Below are 23,404 nucleotides of genomic sequence, written 5' to 3'. Positions count from 1 at the left end.
GAGGCCCCGGCATATCCGCCAAGGCCAATTGGCGAGGATTATACCACCTCCGCCCGGTTGCTCAATTGAGCAACCAATTCGGCCAACGGCTGCGGCTGGCCGAACAGGTAGCCCTGGGCGTAATCCACCCCAAGGGCCTCGAGGCGAGCTAGGATCTGCGGGGTCTCGACAAACTCGGCAACGGTCTGCTTGCCCATGGTCTTGGCCAGTTCGTTGATGGCCTTGACCATGGCCAGATCCATTTCATCGTCATTGATATCCCGGACAAACATGCCGTCAATCTTGATGATATCCACCGGCAGGCGCTTGAGATAACCGAATGACGACAGTCCCGAGCCAAAGTCATCCAACGAAATCACGCACCCCAGCGCCTTTAGCCGAGTACAAAGGCGGATTGCCTCGCTCATATTACCAATGGCTGCCGTCTCGGTAATTTCGAGGCAAAGCTTGTGGGTCGGCAACCCGGAAGAACGTATCTTGTCCATCAAGAAGTGGACAAAATCCCGATCCCCCATCGACTGCCCCGAAAGGTTAATGGCGCACATATCCAAGGCCTCGACCGCATCGGGGTTGGCCACCAGCCAGTCAAACACTTCGCTCACCACATAACGATCGATCCGGTGGGCAAGGTTATAGCGTTCGGCCGCCGGCATAAACACACCGGGAGAGACTAACTCTCCACTATCATCATAGATCCTCATCAGGATCTCGTAATGATGGCCGCGGCCAGCCTCCGGGTTAATAGGAACGATCTGCTGGGCATACATAACCACCCTGTGCTCAGCCAAGGCTCGGCGAATCAAGCTAACCCACTCCATTTCCCGCTGGCGACGGCGAAGCTCCTCGTCATCCGGCCGGTAGAGGTGAAGCCTGTTCCGCCCTTCGTCCTTGGCGGCATAGCAGGCGGTATCGGCCTGGGCATGGACTTGCTGGGATGAACCTGCCGTCCCGTCAATCATCCGCAGGCCTATCGATGCCCCCAAACTAAAACGGGTGCTCTGCCAGTAAAACTCAGCAACCTCGAGGGTTTTGAGGATCCGGCGACCAAACGAAATCGCATCGTTGAGGTTGCTGTGGTGAAGAATCACCGCGAACTCATCACCGCCAAGACGGGCCAGCACGGCCTCCTCTGGGGTCAGATCCTTCAGGAGCTGAGCGACTTGCTTGAGCGCCTCGTCACCCGCCTCATGGCCGGCGGTATCGTTGATCACCTTGAACTGGTCCAGGTCAATATAGAACATGGCATGCAGGGCCTGCTGATCGCGGGACTCCTGCAACGCTGTCTCCAGCGCATGTTCAAAATGATTTCGGTTGTAGAGATCCGTCAGGTAATCATGGCGTGCCTGATAGGCCAGCTGCTCCTCGAGCTCACGGGTCGAGGTAATATCTTCGCCTACAACCAGCAGATGCTGACGCCCCTGTGATTGGCGAATGGTTTCACGGATCCAGACCCGACGGCCATCCGCACAACAATAACGCAGCTGACGACGCCATACCCGAGGACCGGCCCCCTCCCGTGTCGAGGTAATATACTGCTGCGGCATTGGCGTATCACCGTCATAGAAACGCGTCACCTTATGGCCAAGCAACTCACGCTTGCTATACCCCAGCAAATCCGCAGCAAACTGATTGACCGACTGGATTCTGGAGAGGCGATCCACCGTCAGCAACATCACGGGTTGCTGCTCATAGAGCAGGCGGTAGCTGATCTCCCGCTCGCGTAGGGTCTCTTCCATCTGGCGCCGGGTTGTCACGTCGCGGGCCTCGAACAACAGTTGGGGCTCACCGGCCTCATCGGCGGGCAACCGCTTCACCACAATATCTAAGACGCGAGTCCCGTCATCCTGACTCTGGATCTCCAGCTCCAGCCGGACAGGCTGATCAATACCCGCCGTCGCAAACGCGTCCTTGAGCGACTCCGATGCCGGTACCGGCCAGCAATACCACTGCCACAGCGGCTGATCATATTTCAGGACGGAGCGACCAACCAAATCCTGCATCGTCAAGTTGGCCGATACCAGCAGCCCCTCGCTATCAAGGATACCGATGTACTGGAAACTCTGGTCAAATACCCCGGCAAACAGTGCTCGACTTTGGCGCAGGCGCTGTTCGCCCTTACGCAAACGACGAATAATCATCATCAACAACATAATCACCCCTCCCATCACGGCCAGGGTAATAGCCAGCACCTTGATCTCACGCTGGTAGCGATGGAGCCAAGATTGCGGTTCGTTGACCACCAGCATGTCGATGTTGGATGCCTTGAGATGCCAGCGCTTCATTACCGGGTAGTTGAAAATGGCCTGTCCATGATTATGAACAAAGGCTGGGAATTCGGTGATCTCGCCATTGACCAGCTTGACCAGTTGCTGCCCGGCCAACTGCCCTTTGTCAAAGCCGCTGGTCATCACCCCGCCTGCCACGCCGTTTTCAAGCAAATAGCGGTAGGACGCATAGACCGGGGCCGCCGCCGTCTGGGTCAGGCGGTTTAGGAAGTCATCGCTAGACATGTACTGCCCGCTACCGTCAAGGTAGTAGCTAAGGTAGATAATGGCCGACTTAGGGGGAAGCTTTGCCATCTGCTCGAACACCCGCTCGAACGACTGCGTCCCGACCCGGCTAACCGCCAAGTCAAGAAAGTTGATCGACATGAACTCGCGCATGCTCTTCCACAGCGCCCGTCCCGTCACGGTATTGTCGGCAATCACATACACCCGTTCGAGATCCGGCATAACCGACAGAGCCAGCGAGATATTGTCGGATGGATCGGTTTGCTCCAACACCCCGACCACATTCTTGAGGTTCTTGTGCCGGTCAGGCGAATAGTCGTTGATCCCGAGCAGCACCACCGGTGTCTCGCCGACCTCATCGCCAAGCTGGTTGAGCAGCCACAGGGCGTTGTCGTCAACCACGACAATATAGCGGTAGTGCTCACGCGCCAACTTGGTACGGTAGAGATCCAGCAGCTCGGCAAGATAGTCGGGGGACTGGTAGCGTTTACTGTCGAGGTAATTGACATGCAGCGGGATCCCGTACGGCTTCGTCGCCGATTCGAGGCCGGACTGGATCGCCTTGGTCCACCGCATCCCCTGATGGTAGGAGTGGATCACCAGCGTGTCGTTGGGACTGGCAGCCGCAGGCATCAACCAACAACAAAACAACAAAGCAATAAAACGCATCTTCCTGATAGTCCTAAACCAAAACGACGGGTAGATACCGGCCCCCCGCGGGGCCTAGCCCTACGGCACCGATATTGTTCGATATAATTGAAGGAGTTACGAGACGACAGTATATACCCAAGTGATCTCAAGATGTATGATTCCGGATGGGTATAGCACATCAGGTTCATTGGATACACATATCGTCGTGACGACCATATCTGCCCCCGCACCATGGTAAGAAATCCGCTGAATCTCACCGCCACGCCCTGAAGTGCCGGGGGTAAGATGATGAACACTATGGAATAAACCAAGGACAGCCACACATGACAACTACGCTGCGTATCGACGATCTCGACCGCGAGATCCTCAACACCCTAATGAATGACGCCCGCACCCCTTATGCCGAAATGGCCAAGCGCTTCAATGTCAGCCCAGCCACTGTCCATGTCCGGGTGGAAAAAATGCGGGCAGCCAATATCATCACCGGCACAGAAGTGGTGATCAATCCCAAATTGCTCGGCTATGACGTCTGCTGCTTTATCGGCATCAACCTCAATGCGGCACGCGACTACCATTCGGCCCTGACCAAGCTCAACGAGCTCGAAGAGGTCGTCGAGGCCTACTACACCACCGGGGCCTACAACATCTTCGTCAAGCTGATGTGCAAATCCATCGAAGAGCTGCAGTACGTCCTGATCGACAAACTCCAGGCCATCGACGAGGTCCAGTCGACCGAAACCCTGATCTCGCTGCAAAACCCTATCAACCGCAACGTCAAACCATAAAGCAAAACGGGAGCCGAAGCTCCCGTTTAACATCAAGCACAGCCAGCGTTAGGCGTTATCGCTACGCTCAACGGATGCCTGACGCGCAGCAGCATCTTCGGCAAGCCACTCTGCCACTCGCTTGGCAAAGTAAGTCAGGACGCCGTCGGCACCGGCACGCTTGAAGCAAAGCAGCGATTCCATGATAGTCTCGCGCTCCTTGAGCCAACCATTTTGAATGGCCGCCATGTGCATCGCATACTCGCCAGAGACCTGATAGGCAAAGGTCGGCACCTGCAATTCGGTCTTCACGCGGCGGACCACGTCAAGGTAAGGCATGCCTGGCTTGACCATCACCATATCCGCCCCTTCGTTGACGTCCATCGCCACTTCGTGCAGCGCTTCGTCGCTGTTGGCCGGATCCATCTGGTACGTTTTCTTGTCCCCGCCCTTGAGGTTACCCGCAGAGCCAACCGCATCGCGGAACGGGCCATAATAGTTAGACGCATACTTGGCCGAATAGGCCATGATCTGGGTATGGATATAACCCGCTTCTTCCAGCGCCTCACGGATCGCGCCGATACGGCCGTCCATCATGTCCGACGGTGCCACAACGTCAGCACCGGCTTCAGCGTGAGACAACGCCTGCTTGATCAGCACCTCTGTGGTCACATCGTTGATCACGTAACCTTCTTCGTCGATGATACCGTCCTGACCGTGCACGGTGAACGGGTCCAATGCCACGTCGGTGATCACACCCATCTGCGGCACATGCTCCTTGAGCAGGCGCACGGCACGCTGCACCAAGCCTTCCGGGTTGTAGGCCTCTGCCGCGCAAAGCGTCTTGACGTCCTGCGACACTACAGGGAACAACGCGATAGCCGGCACACCCAGCTTAGCGAGGTACTCGGCTTCCTGCAGCAACAAGTCAATCGACAGACGCTCAATCCCGGGCATCGAATCGACGGTCTCGCGACGGTTCTTACCCATAAGAACAAACATCGGGTAGATCAGATCGTTCACGGAAATCTGGTTTTCCGCCATCAAGCGACGGCTAAAGTCATGCTTACGCATGCGACGCATACGGCGTGCCGGGAACGCGCCCTGGATAGATACAGACACTGCCTTCTCCTTATTGGATTGATTCTGCCCCGATCATACCACTCCCGTCAGGCTACGGGGTGTGCGATTTTAAAAAATGCCTGACTCGTTGAGGTCGCATTGCCCATCACGACCTCTGCTGACTGGCCACGACAGTGGGCAATCACAGTCGCAATATGGGGTAGGTACATCGGCTCATTACGGCTCGACTTGGGCTTAGGACGGTAATCGCGAGGCAACAAATAGGGGCTATCTGTCTCGATCATCAAGCGATTGTCTGGAATATGACGGACAATATCACGCAACTCTGTACCGCGCCGTTCGTCACACACCCACCCCGTGATCCCGATATGCAAATCGAGGTCAAGGCAATCGCGCAGCTCGGCCTCGCTACCGGTGAAACAGTGCAGGACAGCCGCCGGCAGTTTGTCACGCCAAGGCTTGAGAATGGCAAGGAAACGCTCGTGGGCATCACGGCAGTGCATGAAAACCGGCATTTTCAGCTCGGCAGCCAGTGCGAGCAGGGCCTCAAAGACCGCTTCTTGCTGCGGGCGGGGCGAGAAATCGCGATTGAAATCCAGACCGCACTCACCGATTGCCACCACTTCCGGGGCCGCGGCCAGCGCACGCAAAGCAGGCAGGGACAGATCATCAACCGTTTTGGCGTCATGGGGGTGCACGCCAGCGGTACTGAAACAATAGCCCGGCCAGCGGCGGGCCAACTCGAGGGCCTCCCGGCTCTCTTCGATGCTGGTACCGGTGATCACTATACCGCCGACGCCAACCTCGCGAGCCCGGGCGACAACGTCATCGCGATCCTTGTCAAACCGGCTGTTGGTCAAGTTAACCCCGATATCAATCATTGCTGTGCCTCTTAGTCAGAATTTTCCACCACAAGGTAATGAAATCGGGGCTATTTGGCTAGCGCCGACCACCTAGCCTTTGTAGATTTTCGGGTTGAACACGTCGCGCAGCCAGTCACCGAGCAGGTTGATCACCAGCACGAGGGCAACCAGTACCAACCCGGGGAACGCGGTGATCCACCAGGAGCCCGAGAAGATGTAGTTGAAACCAATGCTGATCAGCGAGCCGAGCGACGGCTGGTCGACCGGCAAGCCCAGGCCGAGAAACGACAGGGCGGCCTCCGACATGATGGCATTGGCCACCTGAACGGTCGAGATCACCAAGATAGGCGACAGGCAGTTCGGCAGAATGTGGCGGAACATGATCCGCAGGGAGCGGAAGCCCATCACCCTCGCAGCCTCGACATACTCCTTCTTCTTCTCGGCCAGCACCGAGGCACGCACGGTACGGGCATACTGCGGCCATTCGGCCACCCCGATAATCACCACCAACATCACCACCGCGTACTGGGCAAACAGCTCGGAGCCAAGGGCGGTACGGAAGATTGCCGAGACGATAATCGCCACCATCATGGTCGAGAACGACAACTGGACATCGGCCACACGCATCAGGAAGCTATCGACACGACCGCCGAAGTAACCTGCGCAAAGACCGATGATCACCCCCAGCGTCAGCTGCAGGCCCACGGCCAACAAGCCGATTGTCAGCGACAGCCGCGAGCCGTAGAGGATGGTCGAGAAAATATCGCGGCCCTGATCGTCGGTGCCGAGCAGGAAGCGGCTATCGCCGTCTTCCATCCATGACGGTGGCAGCTCGGAGTCCATGATATCGATCGACGACAAATCATAAGGATTGGTCGGTGCAAGCCACGGGGCCAACAGCGCCGACATCGCAAACACCAGCAACAGAGCGAAACTCGCCATCGCCACCTTGTCGCGGCGGAAATAATAGAGGAAATCCGATTCCAAAAACTGTGCCCAGCGGCTCGGGGCAGTCATTGCATTGCTCTTCATGGCTTACTCTCCCTTGCCGGTCAGGTTAACGGTCGGGTTGACCAGACCGTATAGCAAATCAACGATGGTGTTGGTCACCACGAACACCAGCCCCACAAAAATCACATAAGCGGTGATCAGCGGGGTATCAACCCGATTGATGGCCTCGAGGAACAGAAAGCCGGTCCCCGGCCACTGGAAGACGGTCTCGGTCAAAATGGTATACGCCACCATGGTGCCAATCTGAACCCCGCCCACCGTCAATACCGGCAGCATGGTGTTTTTCAGGGCATGGCGGTAGTAGATTTTCTTGAGCGGCAGCCCCTTGGCCTTGGCAAACTTGATGTATTCGGAGCTCAGTACCTCCAGCATCTCGGCGCGAACCAGACGGATGAACAACGGCAGCATGATCGAGGCCAGCGCGATACATGGCAGTACCAGATGGCGCAGGCCATCCAAGGTAAAATAGCCCGACTCCCAGCCCAGCACATTGGCCGTCTCGCCCCGCCCGTATGACGGCAGCCAGCCCAGCTCAATCGAGAAGACATACATCAGCATGATCGCGGTCAGAAACACCGGGATGGAGATCCCGATACTGCTCAGCGCCATCACCGCCTTGGTGAAAACGCTATTGGGATGGATGGCCGAATAGACCCCGAGCGGGATGGAGACCAGCACGATGATCAGCGAGGCCCCGAAAACCAGCTCGAGGGTCGCCACCAGCTTGTCGAGGATCACCTCAGCCGCCGGGCGCTTGAAGAAATAGGAGGTCCCCAGATCCCCCTGCAGTGCATTGCCGACAAACCGGCTGTACTTGGTGACGAACGGATCGTTAAGCCCCATCTCGTCCCGTAATTCTTGACGTTCAGCTTCTGATACCGACTGACCCACCAGCTCACGCAGCGGATCACCCAGATTGTCCTGAATGGCAAACGCCACCAGACTGATCACAAACATCACTATCAGTGCCTGAAACAGGCGCTTGACCAGAAACGTAAACATTCCCTGCCCCTTTTCTATCCTTGTTCCGTGCCGGCCTTCCCGGCCGGCACGCCACACTCACCTTTAATCGACGACCAGATCACCGAAATAAGGCATCACCATCGGGTTCACGATCTCAGCCGCATGGACGTTGCTCTTGGCCCCCCATGCCTCGCTCTGCCAGTGCATCGGCACGAACGCAGCATCCTTATACAGGAGCCCCTCGACATCCTTGAGCATCTGGGCACGCTTGGCCGGATCCGTCTCCTTGTTCGACAGCTCCACCAGCTTGTCGACTTCCGAGTTGGAGTAGTAGCCACAGTTGTACTGGCCCTTGCCGGTTTCCGCATTGCGGGTCATGGTCAGGAATTCGGTCAGGTTAGCCGAGTCTTCCGTATCTGAGTGCCAGCCAATCATCATCATATCCGCAGCGCAGACATCGAACTCCGGCCAGTACTGGGCCTTGGGCAGCGTCTTGAGGTCAACCTTGATCCCGATCTTCGACAGCATCGCCGCCGTAGCCTGGGCCACCTTGGCATCATTCACGTAACGGTTGTTCGGGGCCATCATGGTCAGCTTGAAGCCATCGGCATAGCCCGCCTCCTTCATCAGCTGCTTGGCCTTCTTCACGTCATAGCGCGGTACCAAGGCCTCGTCATATCCCGCATAGCCCGCCGGCCCCTGCTGGCCTGCCGCCGTGGCGAAACCCTTCATGATTTTCTTGACGATACCCTCGTTGTTGATGGCGTGGACGATAGCCTGACGTACACGCGCATCCTTCAGGGCCGGGTTGGAATTCTGGTTCATCTGGAAGGTGATCACGCGCGTCCCCGGCAACGTCACCAGCTCGATCCCCTTGGCCCCCTTGACACGCTCATGGTCGTTAGGGGCAACCGGGTGGATCATATCCACGCCACCGGAAAGCAAGGCCGCCACCCGGGTGGCATTTTCCTTGATCGGCACCAGTGTCAGCTTGTCCACGTTGCCTTTCGAGCCCTTGTCCCAGTAGTCAGCGAAGCGCTCGAACTCCACCTTGACGCCCTGCTCGCGCTCGGTAACGATGAACGGGCCAGTTCCCGAAATATGGGTCGAGGCAAAAGAGTTACCATGCTTGACCAGTTCGGCCTTGTCTTTGCCGTCCGCGGTCTTGCCGGTATAGAACTTGCTGTCCATCGGGAAAATGTAGGTTGCGGTCTGCAGCACCAACGGGTAAGGGTACTTGGAAACCAGCTCGACCGTGTAATCGTCGACCTTGTTCATCGCCGAGTAAGGTTCGAAGATCGCCTTGAAGTCAGGCGATGATTTCAAGCGGGCAAATGTCCATACCACGTCATCGGCCGTCATCGCGTTGCCCGAGTGGAACTTCACCCCCTGACGCAGCTTGAAACGGTAAGTGGTGTCGTCTACGCGCTCCCAGCTTTCCGCCAGACGCGGCTCGAACTCCAGCTTCTGGGTATAACGAACCAACGGATCCATCACCATGTGAGACAGCTGAAGCGTACCGCCGGACAGCTGCTCATGGGGATCGAGCGAGACGGGATCGGCGTCATAGGCCACCTTGATTTCGGCAGCAGAAACGCCAAAGCCGAGGCCGGCAGCCATCAGGGCGATGGCTAGCTTGGTCTTGAGGGTTTTCATTGCATAGCTCCTTTATGCGGGAGGAAACTCCCTTTTGTGTTGTGTTTGCTTATTATTCAGTACGGCCGCATTGGCCGGGGCGTGTTCATGCCTGCTTCAGCCCCTGCTGGCTCATACCCTTGAACTCGGGCATCAGCGAAATCAGCTTGCGGCTATATTCGTGCTGCGGGGCCGTGAACAACTGTTCGGTGTGGGCCACTTCGAGCAGGGTACCGTGCTGCATCACCCCGATGCGATCACACATCTGGCGGATCACCGGGAGGTCATGGCTGATAAACAGCATCGTCAGGTTGAGTTCGTCCTGGAGATCCTTGAGCAGGTTGAGGATTTGCGCCTGGACCGACACGTCAAGGGCCGAGGTAGGCTCATCACATATCAGCAGTCGCGGGCGGGTAGCCAGCGCGCGCGCGATCGAGATCCGCTGGCGCTGTCCCCCTGAGAACTCATGGGGGTACTTCAGCCCGGCGGCACTGCCCAAGCCAACGTGGTTGAGCAGATCACGGACTATCTGGCGTGTCTCGCTTTCGCTGCCGGTCAGGCGATGGAAGCGGATAGGCTCGGCGATAATATCGGCCACTTTCATCCGCGGGTTCATCGAGGTATACGGATTCTGAAATACCATCTGCATCTGGCGGCGCAGCGGCCGACGCTTGGCCTCGCTCTTGATAGCCGTGAGATCAATTCCCTCGAAAACCACCCGGCCAGAATTAGGCGGGTAGAGGCCGGCGATCACCCGGGCAATGGTCGATTTTCCCGAGCCGGACTCCCCAACCAAGCCGAAGGTTTCACCTTCCTTGATCTCAAAGCTGACGTTGTTTGATGCCTGGACGTATTCCCGGCGACTTTCGAAAAAAGAATCCTTGGTGACAAAGCGCAAATTGACGTTTTCAACCTGGAGCAAAGCGCCGCTGTAGCTACGCTGATCCTCGCTCTGGCCCAGCCAATGGGTCTTCACATCCAGCGGGGCTGAGGTTTCGGCCTCTTCGATATAGCTCACCAACGGGAAGCGCTTGAGCTTGATATCCGAACGCGGCACCGCAGAGATCAGGCTCTGGGTGTAAGGGTGGTTAGGATGGCCGAGCACTTGCTCTGTCGTTCCCAGCTCGACCAGATCGCCACGGTACATCACTGCGACCCGATCCGTTACGTTGGCTACCACCCCCATATCGTGGGTCACCAGCATACAGCCAACATTCTTCTTGACGCACAGCTCGCGGATCAGCGTCAGGATTTGGTCCTGAATAGAAACATCCAGTGCTGTCGTCGGCTCATCGGCGATGATCAGATCCGGCTCGCCCGCCAGCGCAATGGCAATCACCACACGTTGGCGCATCCCGCCGGAAAACTGGTGCGGGTACTGCTTGATACGCAATTCCGGCTGCGGGATCCCGACCTGCGCCATTAGGCTAAGCGCCCGCTTCAAAGCCTCATCATGACTGACGTTGAGATTACAAAGAATGGTTTCGGTCAGCTGTTGCTCGACCGTGAACAGCGGGTTGAGCGACGTCATTGGGTCCTGAAAAATAAACCCAATTTTCGCCCCTCTCACCGAGCGCATTTGCTCAGGGGACAACCCAGAGATCAATTGACCGTCGAGGTAGACCTCGCCGCTTGCCACCTTTCCCGGAGGGCTCAGCAAATCAATCACTGCATTGCCGACGGTAGACTTGCCAGCCCCAGACTCGCCGACCACTCCGACAATCTCGCCCCGCTCAATAGAAAAAGAGAGTGATTTGACTGCAGCATGAGTCCCGTGCCGTGACGGATACTCAATACGCAGGTTTTTTACTTCCAATAAAGCCATTACCAGACCCCAACTGCTCGGCAGCGTTCTGCCCTGTCTGAAAAACGAATCCCTTCCAATTCAGCATAATTTGCTGAATATATGTTCAACACACAATCTGTCAAACATTTCACAGAAAATCAACAATACTCAGTGAAAAAACTATATTGGTGAATAAATAAAGAATAAATTATCACTTAACAACATTTTAACATCATGCTATTAGACAATGATTTCAATTGGAAATGGCAGGTAAAGCAATGAATATCAGTACATAAATCTAACTCTAAGGTTATAAGTAATAACTTAATACGACATACTGAAAGAATAAATAGTTAATAGCAAAGCCAGCTACGGTTAACACTACAGAAACAAATACCAATATATCTATGAATACCACATTAAAAACACATACCAACTAACAATAACCGGATGACTACTCTGACAAATTACACAATTTGCAGAAGATCACACTTCTAGTCAGCACAAAAATCATACGGTTCTTTCTCACCTTTCGATAATATTCCGCGACTAAACAAAGTAGAACAGGGCAAACAAATACGCTGGACAGACGAACAGTCCGCTTTAGCTGGGAACAACAAGGATTAATTAAAGATGGGTATAAGATAGGAAGGCCGGCTTTTTTGCATTTGTTTTTCCAAGTGACAGATGCAAAAAAGCCCCGTCATTTCTGACGAGGCTTTAAATGGTGGTCGGTGAAGAGGGATTCGAACCCCCGACCCTCTGGTCCCAAACCAGATGCGCTACCAAACTGCGCTATTCACCGACAGTGCTTCAGTGTCCTGAAGACTTAAATAATGGGGTGGCTAACGGGATTCGAACCCGCGACAACCGGAATCACAATCCGGGACTCTACCAACTGAGCTATAGCCACCATTGTTAGTGGTCGGTGAAGAGGGATTCGAACCCCCGACCCTCTGGTCCCAAACCAGATGCGCTACCAAACTGCGCTATTCACCGACAAAATTTCTGAGGTCTTACACCCCGAGCACTGATATTCATCAATACTCATTGAATATGGGGTGGCTAACGGGATTCGAACCCGCGACAACCGGAATCACAATCCGGGACTCTACCAACTGAGCTATAGCCACCATTGTATCTTTATCTTTGCCGCTTTCTTCCATTATCCGGAATGGCGCGCCCGAAAGGATTCGAACCTTCGACCTTTGGCTCCGGAGGCCAACGCTCTATCCAGCTGAGCTACGGGCGCATACCCTATCGGCGGAGGTGAATATTACGGATCACACCCCCTCTCGTAAAGTGTTTTTTTTGTTTTTTTTATCGTTCGCTTTAAATGTAGGCAAATAACGATTGATTCGTATCATACAAAAGCAGCCCATGAGTTTATCACGGCTAAAAAAGCAGATACAATCACTAGGATTTTACAATTTAAACATTTTGTAAATAAACACGCCCTTGTCTCAACAGTTCGACTAACAATAAGCATGAGAAGACTGTGGCAAAAACACATAATGATCTGGAAGTGTAAGGTGAGCTCAATGGAATTTTCTCTTCGACCACTCATGATAACGGCCATTGCGGCAACGACGCTGGCAAGTAGCGCCGTTGCCGCTGACATGTCAGACGAAGCAATTGCAGAACGCATCAAGCCTGTGGGATCAGTCTATCTCGAAGGCGATGCCCCTGCGATCCCAGTAGCAGTAGCCGGACCACGGAGCGGTGACACGGTCTATAGCAACTTCTGTGCCTCCTGCCACGGCGCGGGGGTATTGGGAGCCCCTAAAATCGGCGATGCCGGCGACTGGAGCCCACGCATCGCCAAAGGCGCCGATGTATTGGCAGACCACGCTATCAACGGCTTTAATGCCATGCCGGCCAAGGGAGCCTGTATGGATTGCAGCGATGATGAAATCGTAGCGGCCATCAACCACATGATAGAAGGCCTGTAGGCCATCCCCCTAGAATAGAAAAAGGGTTGATACTCAGTATCAACCCTTTTTGAATGCTTGTTATTTCTTAAACAGAGAACGCAGATTGGCGATGTGGGCCTGTCCCTTGTCCATCCGCTCTTGTTGGCTCATCGGCTTTCTGTCCGACTCCCACATCAGATCATCTTGCGGCAATTCATAAAGGAAACGGCTCGGCTCAGGTTTGATCAGCTCACCAAACTGACGACGCTCCTTACACAAGGTAAAGGTCAGCTCTTTTTGGGCTCGGGTGATCCCCACATAAGCCAAGCGGCGCTCCTCTTCGACATTATCTTCATCGATACTGGTCTGGTGGGGCAAAATCCCCTCCTCACTACCAATTAGATAGACATACGGGAACTCCAAGCCCTTTGATGCATGCAATGTCATCAGCTGGACCTGATCGGCATCGTTTTCATCCTCGCCGCGCTCCATCATGTCACGCAGGGTCAGTCGCTGAACGACTTCCTTCAGGGTCTTGACCTCCTGGTCATAGTTATCCCCCTCCAGATCGGCGGTGATCCAGCTATAGAGATCCGAAACGTTCTTCATCCGCATTTCCGCCGCCTTCGGGCTTGCGGATGTTTCATAGAGCCAGTCCTCGTAGTTGATGTCACGGATCAACTGGCGCACTGCCGCCACGGTATCGCCACGCTCGGCATTATCCGCCAACTCGACAATCCAGCGGGTGAAACGCTGCAGCGACTCTAGCCCGCGTCCACTCAGGTGCTGCTCCAGCCCGAGCTCGAAGCTGGCCGCAAACAGGCTCTTGCCACGCATATTGGCATAGGTTCCTAGCTTTTCCAGCGTTACCGGGCCAATTTCCCGGCGCGGGGTGTTGACGATACGCAAGAAGGCATTGTCGTCATCTGGGTTGGTCAGCACCCGCAGGTACGCCATGATGTCCTTGATTTCCGCCCGAGAGAAAAACGAGGTACCACCGGAAATCTTGTACGGGATCCGGTTTTGGGTCAGGGCCCGCTCAAACAGCCGTGACTGGTGGTTGCCACGGTACAGGATGGCATAATCCTTATACTGGGTATTATTCATGAAGCGATGGGCAATCATCTCCCCGACCACCTTCTCTGCCTCATGGTCCTCGTTTTTCGCTGTAATCACCTTCAGCATTTCACCGTCGGGGATTTCCGAGAACAGGGCTTTCTCAAACACGTGCGGGTTATTGGCAATCAGGATATTGGCACTGCGCAGAATACGGCTGGTCGAGCGGTAATTCTGCTCCAGTTTGATCACCCTGAGGCTTGGGAAGTCCTTGCTCAGCAAAGCCAAGTTTTCCGGCTGCGCGCCACGCCAAGAATAAATCGACTGGTCATCATCACCCACTACGGTGAAGCGAGAGCGTTCACCAACCAGCAACTTAACGAAAATATACTGACTGGTATTGGTATCTTGATATTCGTCCACCAGCAAGTAGCGGATCCGGTTCTGCCAGCGCGTCCGTACCTCTTCGTTATCACGCAGCAAAAGCACAGGCATCAGGATCAAATCATCGAAATCCAATGCGTTGTAAGCCTTCATCTGGCGCTGGTACATCTCGTAGCAATAGGCAAACAACTGGTCGCGCTCGCCCTTGGCCCGTGCCTTGGCATCGGCTGGCGAGAGCATGTCGTTCTTCCAGTTGGAGATCGTCGATTGCAATAGCTTGAGCAGATCCTTGTCACCGTCAATCTGTTTCTCGGTCAGCTCCTTGAGCAGCGACATCTGGTCTTGGTCATCAAACAGGGAGAAGCTCGCCTTGAGCCCCAGCGCCTTGTACTCACGGCGGATAATATTCAGCCCCAGGGTGTGGAAGGTCGATACCATCAATCCCTTGGCCTCTTGGCGTCCCAAGGTCTGTCCGACACGCTCTTTCATCTCCCGCGCGGCCTTGTTGGTAAAGGTCAGGGCGGCGATATTGCGTGCCTTGTAGTCACAATGCTGAACCAGATAAGCGATTTTGTTAGTAATAACGCGGGTTTTGCCGGATCCGGCACCGGCCAGAACCAAACACGGCCCAGCAACATATTTTACCGCTTCGTTTTGCCTTGGGTTCAGTTTCATAGGGGTATCCTATCGTGATCATCGGGATGCAGGCGCATTGTAACGGGTTCATGGCCGATGTCCACGAGGCCCAGCAATCCGCCTTGATATCCCGACGATGGAAAAAACGCTTGCACAACAAAATGGGCAACCTAAAATGGTGAATGAACATTCATTCACCATCTTTATTTACAAAATTGCCTGTTATGAGTGACAAGAAAAAACGCATCCTCCAAGCAACTGAAAAATTGCTGGCGGAATACGGGTTTCACGGCATTTCAATGCAAATGGTCGCCAAAGAAGCAGGCGTGGCAACGGGTACGATTTACCGCTACTTCGAGGACAAGGACGATCTCCTGCACCAGCTGCACGATCACATCCTGTCCTACGTGGCGCACAAAATCAGCCAAAACATCTCTGATGACATGCCATTGCAACAGCGGTTCCGCACCATGTGGCTCAATATCTGGAATATGGCAACGGAGGATGATGCCCCGCTCATCAACCGCGGTCAGTTCGAGAACCTGCCACGCAGAAAATGCCACGAACAACGATTACTAGAAAAAAAGATGTTTGCCCAGGTCGACCAGCTTTTCGAAGAAGGCAAAGCCTGCGGCCTGTTCAAGGAACTGGATAACGAGATTCTGAGCGTACTGAGCCTCGAGACCAGCGCCTGCCTGGCACGTAAACATATCAACGGTGTCTACAAGGTTAGCGATGCAGATTTGGAATCTGCCATCCAGGCCAGTTGGGATGCCATTCTTCAGCATTAACATTAGTCAATAAATCGGAGCACTCCCGACAATGAAAAAATGGATAGTGATGCTATTGATCGCTGTACTGCTTTTTGGCAGCGTGATTGGTTTCAATCTCTTCAAACAGAAAAAAATCGCCGAGTACATGGCCAATATGCCTGAACCGGAATTCCCTGTCACGACCACGGCGGTCCAGCCTGAAAACTGGGTACCGGCTATCGAAGCGATCGGCTTTATCGAGCCGAACCAAGGTGTGACAATCACCACGGAAGTTGCGGGCGTGATCAAGCGCATCGACTTCGAATCAGGTACCACTGTCAAGGCAGACCAGCCGCTGGTGACTCTGGACTCTGATGTCGAAATCGCCAACCTGAAAAGCTCACAGGCGCGTCTACCTGCTGCCAAAGCCAAGTACGAACGTTACCGCGGCCTATTCAAGAAAGGCTCTATCTCCAAAGAAGCCTACGATGATGCCGAAGCATCCTACTTCTCGCTATCTGCCGATATCGAGAGCCTGAAGGCCACTATCGACCGCCGCACCATCAAGGCCCCGTTCGATGGTGCAGTCGGCCTGCGTAATGTTTACCTTGGTGAGTATATCCAGCCGGGTACTGACATCGTCCGCCTTGAAGATACCTCATTGATGCGCCTGCGCTTTACCATTCCGCAAACCGACATTTCAGAAATCCACCTCGGTCAGGAAGTCGAAATTTTCGTGGATGCCTACCCGCAAATCCCATTTAGCGGCAAGATCAGCGCTATCGAGCCTGCGGTAAACTTCCAGAGCGGTCTAGTTCAGGTTCAGGCCGATATCCCGAACAGCGACGGCGTGCTGCGTAGCGGTATGTTTGCCCGTGCCCACATCATCCTGCCTACCCTCAAGGATCAGATCATCCTGCCTCAGACAGCGATCACCTACACCCTGTATGGCGACAACGTCTACCTGGTCAGCAAGGACGAAAAAGGCGATCTGCGCGTCAAGCAGTCAGTGGTCAAAGTCGGCGAGCGCAAGGGCAGCACGGCTCACATCCTTGAAGGTGTCAAGGCGGGCGACACCGTCGTGACCTCAGGTCAGGTTCGCCTGAGTAACCATGCCAAAGTGCGTGTTGTCGAAAGCAGTGCGCTGAAAGTTCCGGCAGAAACCCCAATGCTGTGATCCGGAGGACACAATGCGCTTTACAGATGTTTTTATTAAACGTCCTGTGTTAGCGGTATCGATCAGCTTCCTGATCGCCCTCCTAGGCCTGCAAGCCATCTTCAAGATGCAGGTCCGGGAATACCCTGACATGACGAATACCGTGGTTACCGTAACCACAAGCTACTACGGGGCCAGTGCCGACCTGATCCAGGGCTTTATCACCCAGCCTCTGGAACAGGCCATTGCCCAGGCTGACAATATCGACTACATGACCTCGTCATCGGTACTCGGCTCATCGACCATCACGGTCACCATGAAGCTCAATACCGACCCGAATGCGGCGCTGGCAGATATTCTGGCCAAGACCAACTCGGTGCGTTCCCAGCTGCCTAAAGAGTCTGAGGATCCGACGGTAACCATGTCGACGGGTTCGACAACGGCGGTTATGTACATCGGCTTCACCAGTGACGAGCTGAGCTCGAGCCAGATCACCGACTACCTAGAACGCGTGATCAACCCGCAGCTCTTTACGGTCAACGGTGTTTCCAAGGTCGACCTTTACGGTGGTATGAAATACGCCCTGCGCGTATGGCTAGACCCAGCAAAAATGGCCGCCTACAACCTGACTGCGACGGATGTAATGGGTGTTTTGAACGCCAACAACTACCAGTCGGCAACAGGTCAGGCTACGGGTGACTTCGTGCTCTACAACGGCACGGCCGACACTCAGGTCAGCAATACCGACGAGCTGGAAAAACTGGTGGTTTCCACCAAAGACGGTCAGGTGATCCGTCTGGGCGACATCGCCAAGGTTACCCTTGCGAAGAGCCACGACGTCTACCGCGCAACGGCTAACGGTCAGGAAGCGGTCGTAGCGGCAATCAACGCCGCGCCGAGTGCCAACCCGATCAACATCGCGGCCGATGTGTACAAGCTGTTGCCTCAACTTGAGCGCAACATGCCAAGCAACATCAAGATGAACGTGATGTATGACTCGACGATTGCCATCAACGAGTCTATCCACGAAGTAATCAAGACTATTGCCGAAGCCGCGATTATCGTATTGGTCGTGATCACCCTGTTCCTGGGCTCACTGCGAGCGGTTATCATCCCGATCGTCACCATCCCGCTATCGCTGATCGGCGTCGCCATGGTGATGCAGTCATTCGGCTTCTCATGGAACCTGATGACCCTGCTGGCGATGGTGCTGGCTATCGGCCTAGTGGTCGATGACGCCATCGTGGTGCTGGAAAACGTCGACCGTCACATCAAAGAAGGCGAATCGCCGTTCCGGGCCGCGATTATCGGTACCCGCGAGATCGCCGTTCCGGTTATCGCCATGACCCTGACCCTCGGTGCGGTATACGCCCCGATTGCGATGATGGGGGGGATCACCGGCTCGCTGTTCAAGGAGTTTGCCCTGACTCTGGCCGGTTCGGTCTTCGTGTCGGGTATTATCGCCCTGACCCTATCGCCAATGATGTGTTCGAAAATGCTCAAAGCCAACGAGCAGCCAAGCAAATTCGAGACAACCGTACACCACTTCCTTGACCGCATGACTAACCGTTACGAGAAGATGCTCGGCGGAATCATGAAGATGCGTCCGGTCGTACTGGTATTTGCGGTGATCGTGTTTGCCACCTTGCCGATGCTGTTCAAGTTCATCCCTAGCGAACTTGCCCCAGCAGAAGACAAGGGCGTGTTGGTGATGATGGGTACGGCACCGTCCAACGCCAACCTCGACTACATCGAAAATACGATGGAAGAGGTGAACAAAATTCTGGTTAAGCAGCCAGAGGTGGCGTTTGCTCAGGTGTTCTCCGGTGTGCCGAGCTCCAACCAAGCCTTTGGTATCGCATCAATGGTTCCGTGGAGCGAGCGTGAAGCCAGTCAGGCAGACGTCGTTAAGCGAGTCACCGATCTGGTGAAGGACGTACCTGAAATGTCAGTGACGGCATTCCAGATGCCAGAGCTTCCGGGTGCCGGTTCCGGCCTGCCGATCCAGTTCGTCATTACCACGCCGAACAGTTTCGAGAGCCTATTCCAGATCAGTAGCGATATTCTGGCCAAGACCAAGACCAGCCCGCTATTTGTCTACTCGGATCTCGACCTGAACTACGATTCGGCCACGATGAAGATCAAGATCGACAAAGACAAGGCAGGTGCCTACGGCGTGACCATGCAGGACATCGGTATCACCCTGAGCACCATGATGGCCGACGGTTACGTCAACCGTATCGACCTCAACGGCCGCTCTTACGAGGTGATCCCACAGGTTGAGCGCAAATACCGCCTCAACCCTGAGTCGCTAAAGGGTTACTACGTCCGCGCAGCAGACGGCAAATCGATCCCATTGGGTAGTTTGGTGACCATCGAAGTCGTGTCAGAGCCACGCTCGCTACCGCACTTCAACCAGCTGAACTCAGCAACCGTCGGTGCGGTTCCTTCACCTGGCGTCGCGATGGGTGATGCTATCAGTTGGTTCGAAACTGAAGCGGCCAGCACTCTGCCGGCAGGCTACCAGTACGACTTCATGGGGGCATCACGCCAGTTCGTCACCGAGGGTAATGCACTGTATACAACCTTTGCTCTGGCACTGGCGATCATCTTCCTGGTACTGGCAATCCAGTTCGAATCACTGCGTGACCCGCTGGTGATCATGGTCTCCGTTCCATTGGCTATCTGTGGTGCGCTGATTGCCCTCGCCTGGGGCGCAGCATCAATGAATATCTACTCGCAGGTAGGTCTGATCACCTTGATTGGCCTTATCACCAAGCACGGTATTCTGATCTGTGAGGTTGCCAAGGAAGAGCAGCTCAATCACCGAAAAGACCGCATGGCTGCCGTAATGGAAGCCGCGAAGATCCGTCTTCGTCCGATCCTGATGACTACTGCGGCCATGATTGCAGGCCTGATCCCGCTGCTATACGCAACCGGGGCTGGTGCAGCCCAGCGCTTTAGTATCGGTATTGTTATCGTTGCCGGTCTGGCTATCGGTACCGTCTTCACCCTGTTCGTTCTTCCGGTGATTTACTCTTATCTGGCCAGTATCCATAAACCGCTGCCGGTATTTGTCGAGGACAAAGATCTGGAAAAGCTCAAGCGGGTCGATGAGGCACGCAATGCCCTGAAAGAGGCCCGAGAAGGCTAACCACTGCAACAAACAAAGAGGCCGTTTATGACGGCCTCTTTTCTTTTGTACAATCACCGACGACAAAGCCGTTATATTTGAATAAAATAACGACAACACATACTACGCCGTTACGGAGTTTATTCAGCAATGTTTGATCCAAAGAAACTGGAACAAGTGGCTAAGCAAATCCATGACTCAATGCCACAACCTGTGAAAGATCTTGGCAATGATGTTGAACAAAAGGTTCGTCAGGTTATCCAAGCACAACTTGGCAAATTGGATGTTGTCAGCCGCGAAGAATTCGATGTGCAGACCCAGGTCCTGCTTCGCACTCGCCAGAAGCTGACAGCCCTTGAGCAAAAACTTGATGAGTTAGAGCAACGCCTGAATACGGATCGCCAAGACGACTAATCATCACCAGATACCAAAAAGCCCAGACGTCTGTCTGGGCTTCTTTTTACCTGATACCAGCAAGCCTTAGCCGCCTACGGCAATCTGCTTCATGTCTTTCATGTAACCTCGCAGCGTCTTGCCTATCTGCTCTACAGGGTGATTACGGATCTTCTCGTTCACCTCGATAAGCTGCTGGTTATCGACATAGTTGCCCGTTTCCGCTAGACCCTTACCGATAACATCAGCGGATACCTTCGGCATAAACTGCTCACGTAGAAGCGGTGTAGCTACATTGGCAAACAGATAGTTGCCATATTCCGCCGTATCGGAAATCACCACGTTCATCTCATACAAACGCTTACGTGCAATGGTATTGGCAATCAGCGGCAGCTCATGCAGTGATTCGTAGTAGGCGGACTCTTCGATAATCCCCGATGCCGTCATGGCCTCAAAGGCCAGCTCGACGCCAGCACGCACCATCGCAACCATCAAAATGCCGTGGTCAAAGTACTCCTGCTCAGAAATCGTGATATCCGATTCCGGGTAGTTTTCGAATGCAGTTTCCGCAGTCTCGCCACGCCAGCCCAGCAGATCGGCATCGCCTTCGGCCCAATCGGCCATCATGGTCCGAGAGAATTCGCCGGTAATAATGTCGTCCATGTGCTTGTTGTAAAGCGGACGCAGCAGTGACTTCAGCTCTTCCGACAGCTCAAAAGCCTTAATCTTCGCGGGATTGGACAGCCGATCCATCATGTGAGTAATACCACCGAACTTCAGTGCTTCGGTCACCGTCTCCCACCCATACTGCAAAAGCTTACCCGCATAGGCAGGGTCTACACCCTCGGCGACCATCCGCTCGTAGCATACGATCGAACCGGCCTGAAGCATCCCGCATAGGATCGTCTGCTCGCCCATTAGATCCGATTTCACTTCGGCGACAAAAGAAGACTCCAACACCCCAGCGCGATGGCCTCCGGTGCCCGCAGCCCACGCCTTGGCAATTTCCAGCCCCTCGCCCTGTGGATCATTTTCCGGGTGTACAGCAATCAGGGTTGGGACACCGAAACCACGCTTGTACTCTTCACGCACTTCGGTACCCGGACACTTGGGTGCCACCATCACCACGGTAATATCCGGGCGAACCTGCATCCCTTCTTCTACGATATTGAAACCATGCGAGTAGCCCAGAGCCGCCCCCTGCTTCATCAAAGGCATCACTGTTTCAACCACATTGCTATGCTGCTTATCCGGGGTAAGGTTAACGACCAGATCAGCCAGCGGGATCAAGGACTCGTAACTACCAACCTCAAACCCATTGTCTTTAGCGTTCAGGTAAGACTGGCGTTGCTCGTCAATCGCTGCCTGACGAAGCGCATAGGAGACATCCAGACCAGAATCTCGCATATTGAGCCCCTGATTAAGCCCTTGCGCCCCACAGCCAACAATGACGACTTTTTTGCCTTTCAGATAATCAGATCCTGTCGAAAATTCCGCGCGGTCCATAAAGCGGCAACGGCCTAGCTGATCAAGCTGCTGACGTAAATTAAGGGTATTGAAATAGTTGGCCATACTCTGCACTCCGTGAAATCTTATCCTTGGGTCGACATGTTTTGTCGTATATCCCGATACTAGATCACACACCTTGTTGCGCAAAGTGCTATATTCACAACAACTCATTGCAAAAGATGCAACATGGAAGATGAATATCAGAACGCTGGAACTCTTTATCCACCTTTGCGAGTCGCGCAACTTCAGTCACACCGCCCATTCGATGCATATCAGCCCATCGGCCCTGAGCCGTGTTATACAGCGGTTGGAAGAAGATGTTGGCAAAACCCTGTTTATCCGAGACAATCGCAGCGTCGAGCTCACTGCAGCCGGGAAAACCCTATTGCCCACTGCCGTATTGATTATCAGCCGGTGGCATGACACCAAGGCTGAGCTTGACGATCACAACCAACAGCTTAAGGGGCGACTCCGGCTCTTTTGCTCAGTAACAGCCAGTTATAGCTATCTATCAAACATCATCAGCCAATTCAGGCTACACCACCCGCAGGTAGACATCGAACTTATCACCGGAGATCCGGCGCTTGCCACCAGTCAGGTCCAGCAGGATATCGCCGATATTGCCATTGCCGCCAAGCCCGCACAGTTATCCAGCAAACTCAACTTCCTCAAGCTCGACGATATTCCTCTCTCCGTCATTGCACCGCTCATCCCCCCTCCAGCGCTCAGAAAATACATGGGAGAGATTCCGGTATGGAACGCACTGCCTTTTATTCTTCCTGAATCGGGAGCGGCCAGAGAAAAAGCCGATCAGTGGCTGAAGCAGCATAAAATCAAACCTCATATTTATGCCCAGGTAGCAGGCCATGAAGCAATCGTCAGCATGGTCGCCCTCGGCTGCGGGGTAGGTATTGCTCCTGATATCGTGATTGAAAATAGCCCGCTCGGAGGCAAAATCCAGAAACTGGAGCATAGCGCCATCATGCCGCTCGAACTTGGCTTATGCTGGAAGCAAAGCAAGCACAACGATCCCTTGGTACAAGCCCTGCTCGGGTTACTCCCCAAACGAACCGTCTAAAAGACAAAAAAGCCCCGCTATTTCTAGCAGGGCTTTCGAAGAAGTGGCGGAGCGGTGGGGACGCCTAGTCTGGGCTTGCACACAAGCGGGACTCATTCGCCTGTAAGGCGAACATAGTCTATAGATGT

At 54.4% G+C, this 23,404-nt stretch carries 16 protein-coding genes and 5 tRNA genes; 7 read left to right on the top strand and 14 right to left on the bottom strand.

Features of this window, described 5'->3' with window-relative positions; genetic code table 11:
* Positions 1-38: 38 nt before the first annotated feature.
* Positions 39-3,179 carry an EAL domain-containing protein gene (locus ACSF8X_RS02365; protein WP_500850616.1) on the bottom strand — a complete coding sequence of 1,047 codons (3,141 nt, stop codon included), beginning with the start codon at positions 3,177-3,179 and terminating at the stop codon, positions 39-41.
* Between the two features lie 305 nt (positions 3,180-3,484).
* Here ACSF8X_RS02365 and asnC point away from each other — a divergent pair, with 305 nt between their 5' ends.
* The gene (gene asnC, locus ACSF8X_RS02360) at positions 3,485-3,946 is read left to right on the top strand and encodes a transcriptional regulator AsnC (protein WP_047877652.1); all 462 of its coding nucleotides are present in this window, start codon (positions 3,485-3,487) and stop codon (positions 3,944-3,946) included.
* Positions 3,947-3,994: 48 nt separating this feature from the next.
* Here the strand turns inward: asnC and hemB are convergent, their stop codons facing one another.
* The 11 genes from hemB to ACSF8X_RS02305 all read right to left on the bottom strand — a co-directional run bounded on the left by hemB (position 3,995) and on the right by ACSF8X_RS02305 (position 12,518).
* Positions 3,995-5,047: a porphobilinogen synthase gene (gene hemB, locus ACSF8X_RS02355; protein ID WP_047877653.1), complete on the bottom strand. Its 1,053-nt coding sequence runs from the start codon at positions 5,045-5,047 to the stop codon at positions 3,995-3,997.
* A gap of 47 nt (positions 5,048-5,094) precedes the next feature.
* Positions 5,095-5,889 carry a 3'-5' ssDNA/RNA exonuclease TatD gene (tatD, locus tag ACSF8X_RS02350; RefSeq protein WP_500850615.1) on the bottom strand — a complete coding sequence of 265 codons (795 nt, stop codon included), beginning with the start codon at positions 5,887-5,889 and terminating at the stop codon, positions 5,095-5,097.
* Positions 5,890-5,961: 72 nt separating this feature from the next.
* A complete protein-coding gene (locus tag ACSF8X_RS02345; protein WP_500850614.1) occupies positions 5,962-6,903 on the bottom strand; it encodes an ABC transporter permease in 942 nt (313 codons plus the stop codon).
* 3 nt (positions 6,904-6,906) lie between these two features.
* The gene (locus tag ACSF8X_RS02340; protein WP_047877656.1) at positions 6,907-7,884 is read right to left on the bottom strand and encodes an ABC transporter permease; all 978 of its coding nucleotides are present in this window, start codon (positions 7,882-7,884) and stop codon (positions 6,907-6,909) included.
* A gap of 63 nt (positions 7,885-7,947) precedes the next feature.
* A complete protein-coding gene (locus tag ACSF8X_RS02335) occupies positions 7,948-9,501 on the bottom strand; it encodes an ABC transporter substrate-binding protein (protein ID WP_047877657.1) in 1,554 nt (517 codons plus the stop codon).
* 85 nt (positions 9,502-9,586) lie between these two features.
* The gene (locus ACSF8X_RS02330) at positions 9,587-11,305 is read right to left on the bottom strand and encodes a dipeptide ABC transporter ATP-binding protein (RefSeq protein WP_047877658.1); all 1,719 of its coding nucleotides are present in this window, start codon (positions 11,303-11,305) and stop codon (positions 9,587-9,589) included.
* Positions 11,306-11,994: 689 nt separating this feature from the next.
* A tRNA-Pro gene (locus ACSF8X_RS02325) sits at positions 11,995-12,071 on the bottom strand.
* A 32-nt stretch (positions 12,072-12,103) separates the two neighbouring features.
* A tRNA-His gene (locus ACSF8X_RS02320) sits at positions 12,104-12,179 on the bottom strand.
* A 9-nt stretch (positions 12,180-12,188) separates the two neighbouring features.
* Positions 12,189-12,265: transfer RNA gene (locus tag ACSF8X_RS02315), tRNA-Pro, on the bottom strand.
* A 58-nt stretch (positions 12,266-12,323) separates the two neighbouring features.
* Positions 12,324-12,399: transfer RNA gene (locus tag ACSF8X_RS02310), tRNA-His, on the bottom strand.
* 42 nt (positions 12,400-12,441) lie between these two features.
* A tRNA-Arg gene (locus ACSF8X_RS02305) sits at positions 12,442-12,518 on the bottom strand.
* Positions 12,519-12,807: 289 nt separating this feature from the next.
* On the opposite strand from ACSF8X_RS02305, the gene ACSF8X_RS02300 reads away from it, so the two are divergent.
* Complete coding sequence (locus ACSF8X_RS02300; RefSeq protein ID WP_047877659.1) at positions 12,808-13,218, top strand: c-type cytochrome; 411 nt, start codon at positions 12,808-12,810, stop codon at positions 13,216-13,218.
* 60 nt (positions 13,219-13,278) lie between these two features.
* On the opposite strand, the gene rep is transcribed toward ACSF8X_RS02300, so the two are convergent.
* Positions 13,279-15,294 (bottom strand): DNA helicase Rep, encoded by a 2,016-nt coding sequence (rep, locus tag ACSF8X_RS02295; RefSeq protein WP_047877660.1) that lies wholly within the window; start codon positions 15,292-15,294, stop codon positions 13,279-13,281.
* A gap of 185 nt (positions 15,295-15,479) precedes the next feature.
* Between rep and ACSF8X_RS02290 the strand changes: the two genes are divergently transcribed.
* The 4 genes from ACSF8X_RS02290 to ubiK all read left to right on the top strand — a co-directional run bounded on the left by ACSF8X_RS02290 (position 15,480) and on the right by ubiK (position 20,710).
* Positions 15,480-16,046 (top strand): TetR/AcrR family transcriptional regulator, encoded by a 567-nt coding sequence (locus ACSF8X_RS02290; protein ID WP_157037776.1) that lies wholly within the window; start codon positions 15,480-15,482, stop codon positions 16,044-16,046.
* A gap of 31 nt (positions 16,047-16,077) precedes the next feature.
* Positions 16,078-17,184, top strand: coding sequence for an efflux RND transporter periplasmic adaptor subunit (locus tag ACSF8X_RS02285; protein WP_047877662.1), 1,107 nt, complete (start codon positions 16,078-16,080; stop codon positions 17,182-17,184).
* A gap of 13 nt (positions 17,185-17,197) precedes the next feature.
* Positions 17,198-20,317: a multidrug efflux RND transporter permease subunit gene (locus ACSF8X_RS02280; protein WP_047877663.1), complete on the top strand. Its 3,120-nt coding sequence runs from the start codon at positions 17,198-17,200 to the stop codon at positions 20,315-20,317.
* 129 nt (positions 20,318-20,446) lie between these two features.
* Positions 20,447-20,710: a ubiquinone biosynthesis accessory factor UbiK gene (gene ubiK / locus ACSF8X_RS02275; protein WP_047877664.1), complete on the top strand. Its 264-nt coding sequence runs from the start codon at positions 20,447-20,449 to the stop codon at positions 20,708-20,710.
* A 66-nt stretch (positions 20,711-20,776) separates the two neighbouring features.
* Here the strand turns inward: ubiK and ilvC are convergent, their stop codons facing one another.
* Positions 20,777-22,261, bottom strand: a complete 1,485-nt coding sequence (gene ilvC / locus ACSF8X_RS02270; RefSeq protein WP_500850613.1) for a ketol-acid reductoisomerase — start codon at positions 22,259-22,261, stop codon at positions 20,777-20,779.
* Between the two features lie 130 nt (positions 22,262-22,391).
* Between ilvC and ilvY the strand changes: the two genes are divergently transcribed.
* Positions 22,392-23,276 (top strand): HTH-type transcriptional activator IlvY, encoded by an 885-nt coding sequence (gene ilvY / locus ACSF8X_RS02265; protein WP_500850612.1) that lies wholly within the window; start codon positions 22,392-22,394, stop codon positions 23,274-23,276.
* The last annotated feature ends 128 nt before the right edge of the window (positions 23,277-23,404 follow it).

Source organism: Photobacterium panuliri, assembly GCF_059920555.1.
Note: the sequence above shows the minus strand (reverse complement) of the source record. Positions and strands in the feature narration are given on the sequence as shown.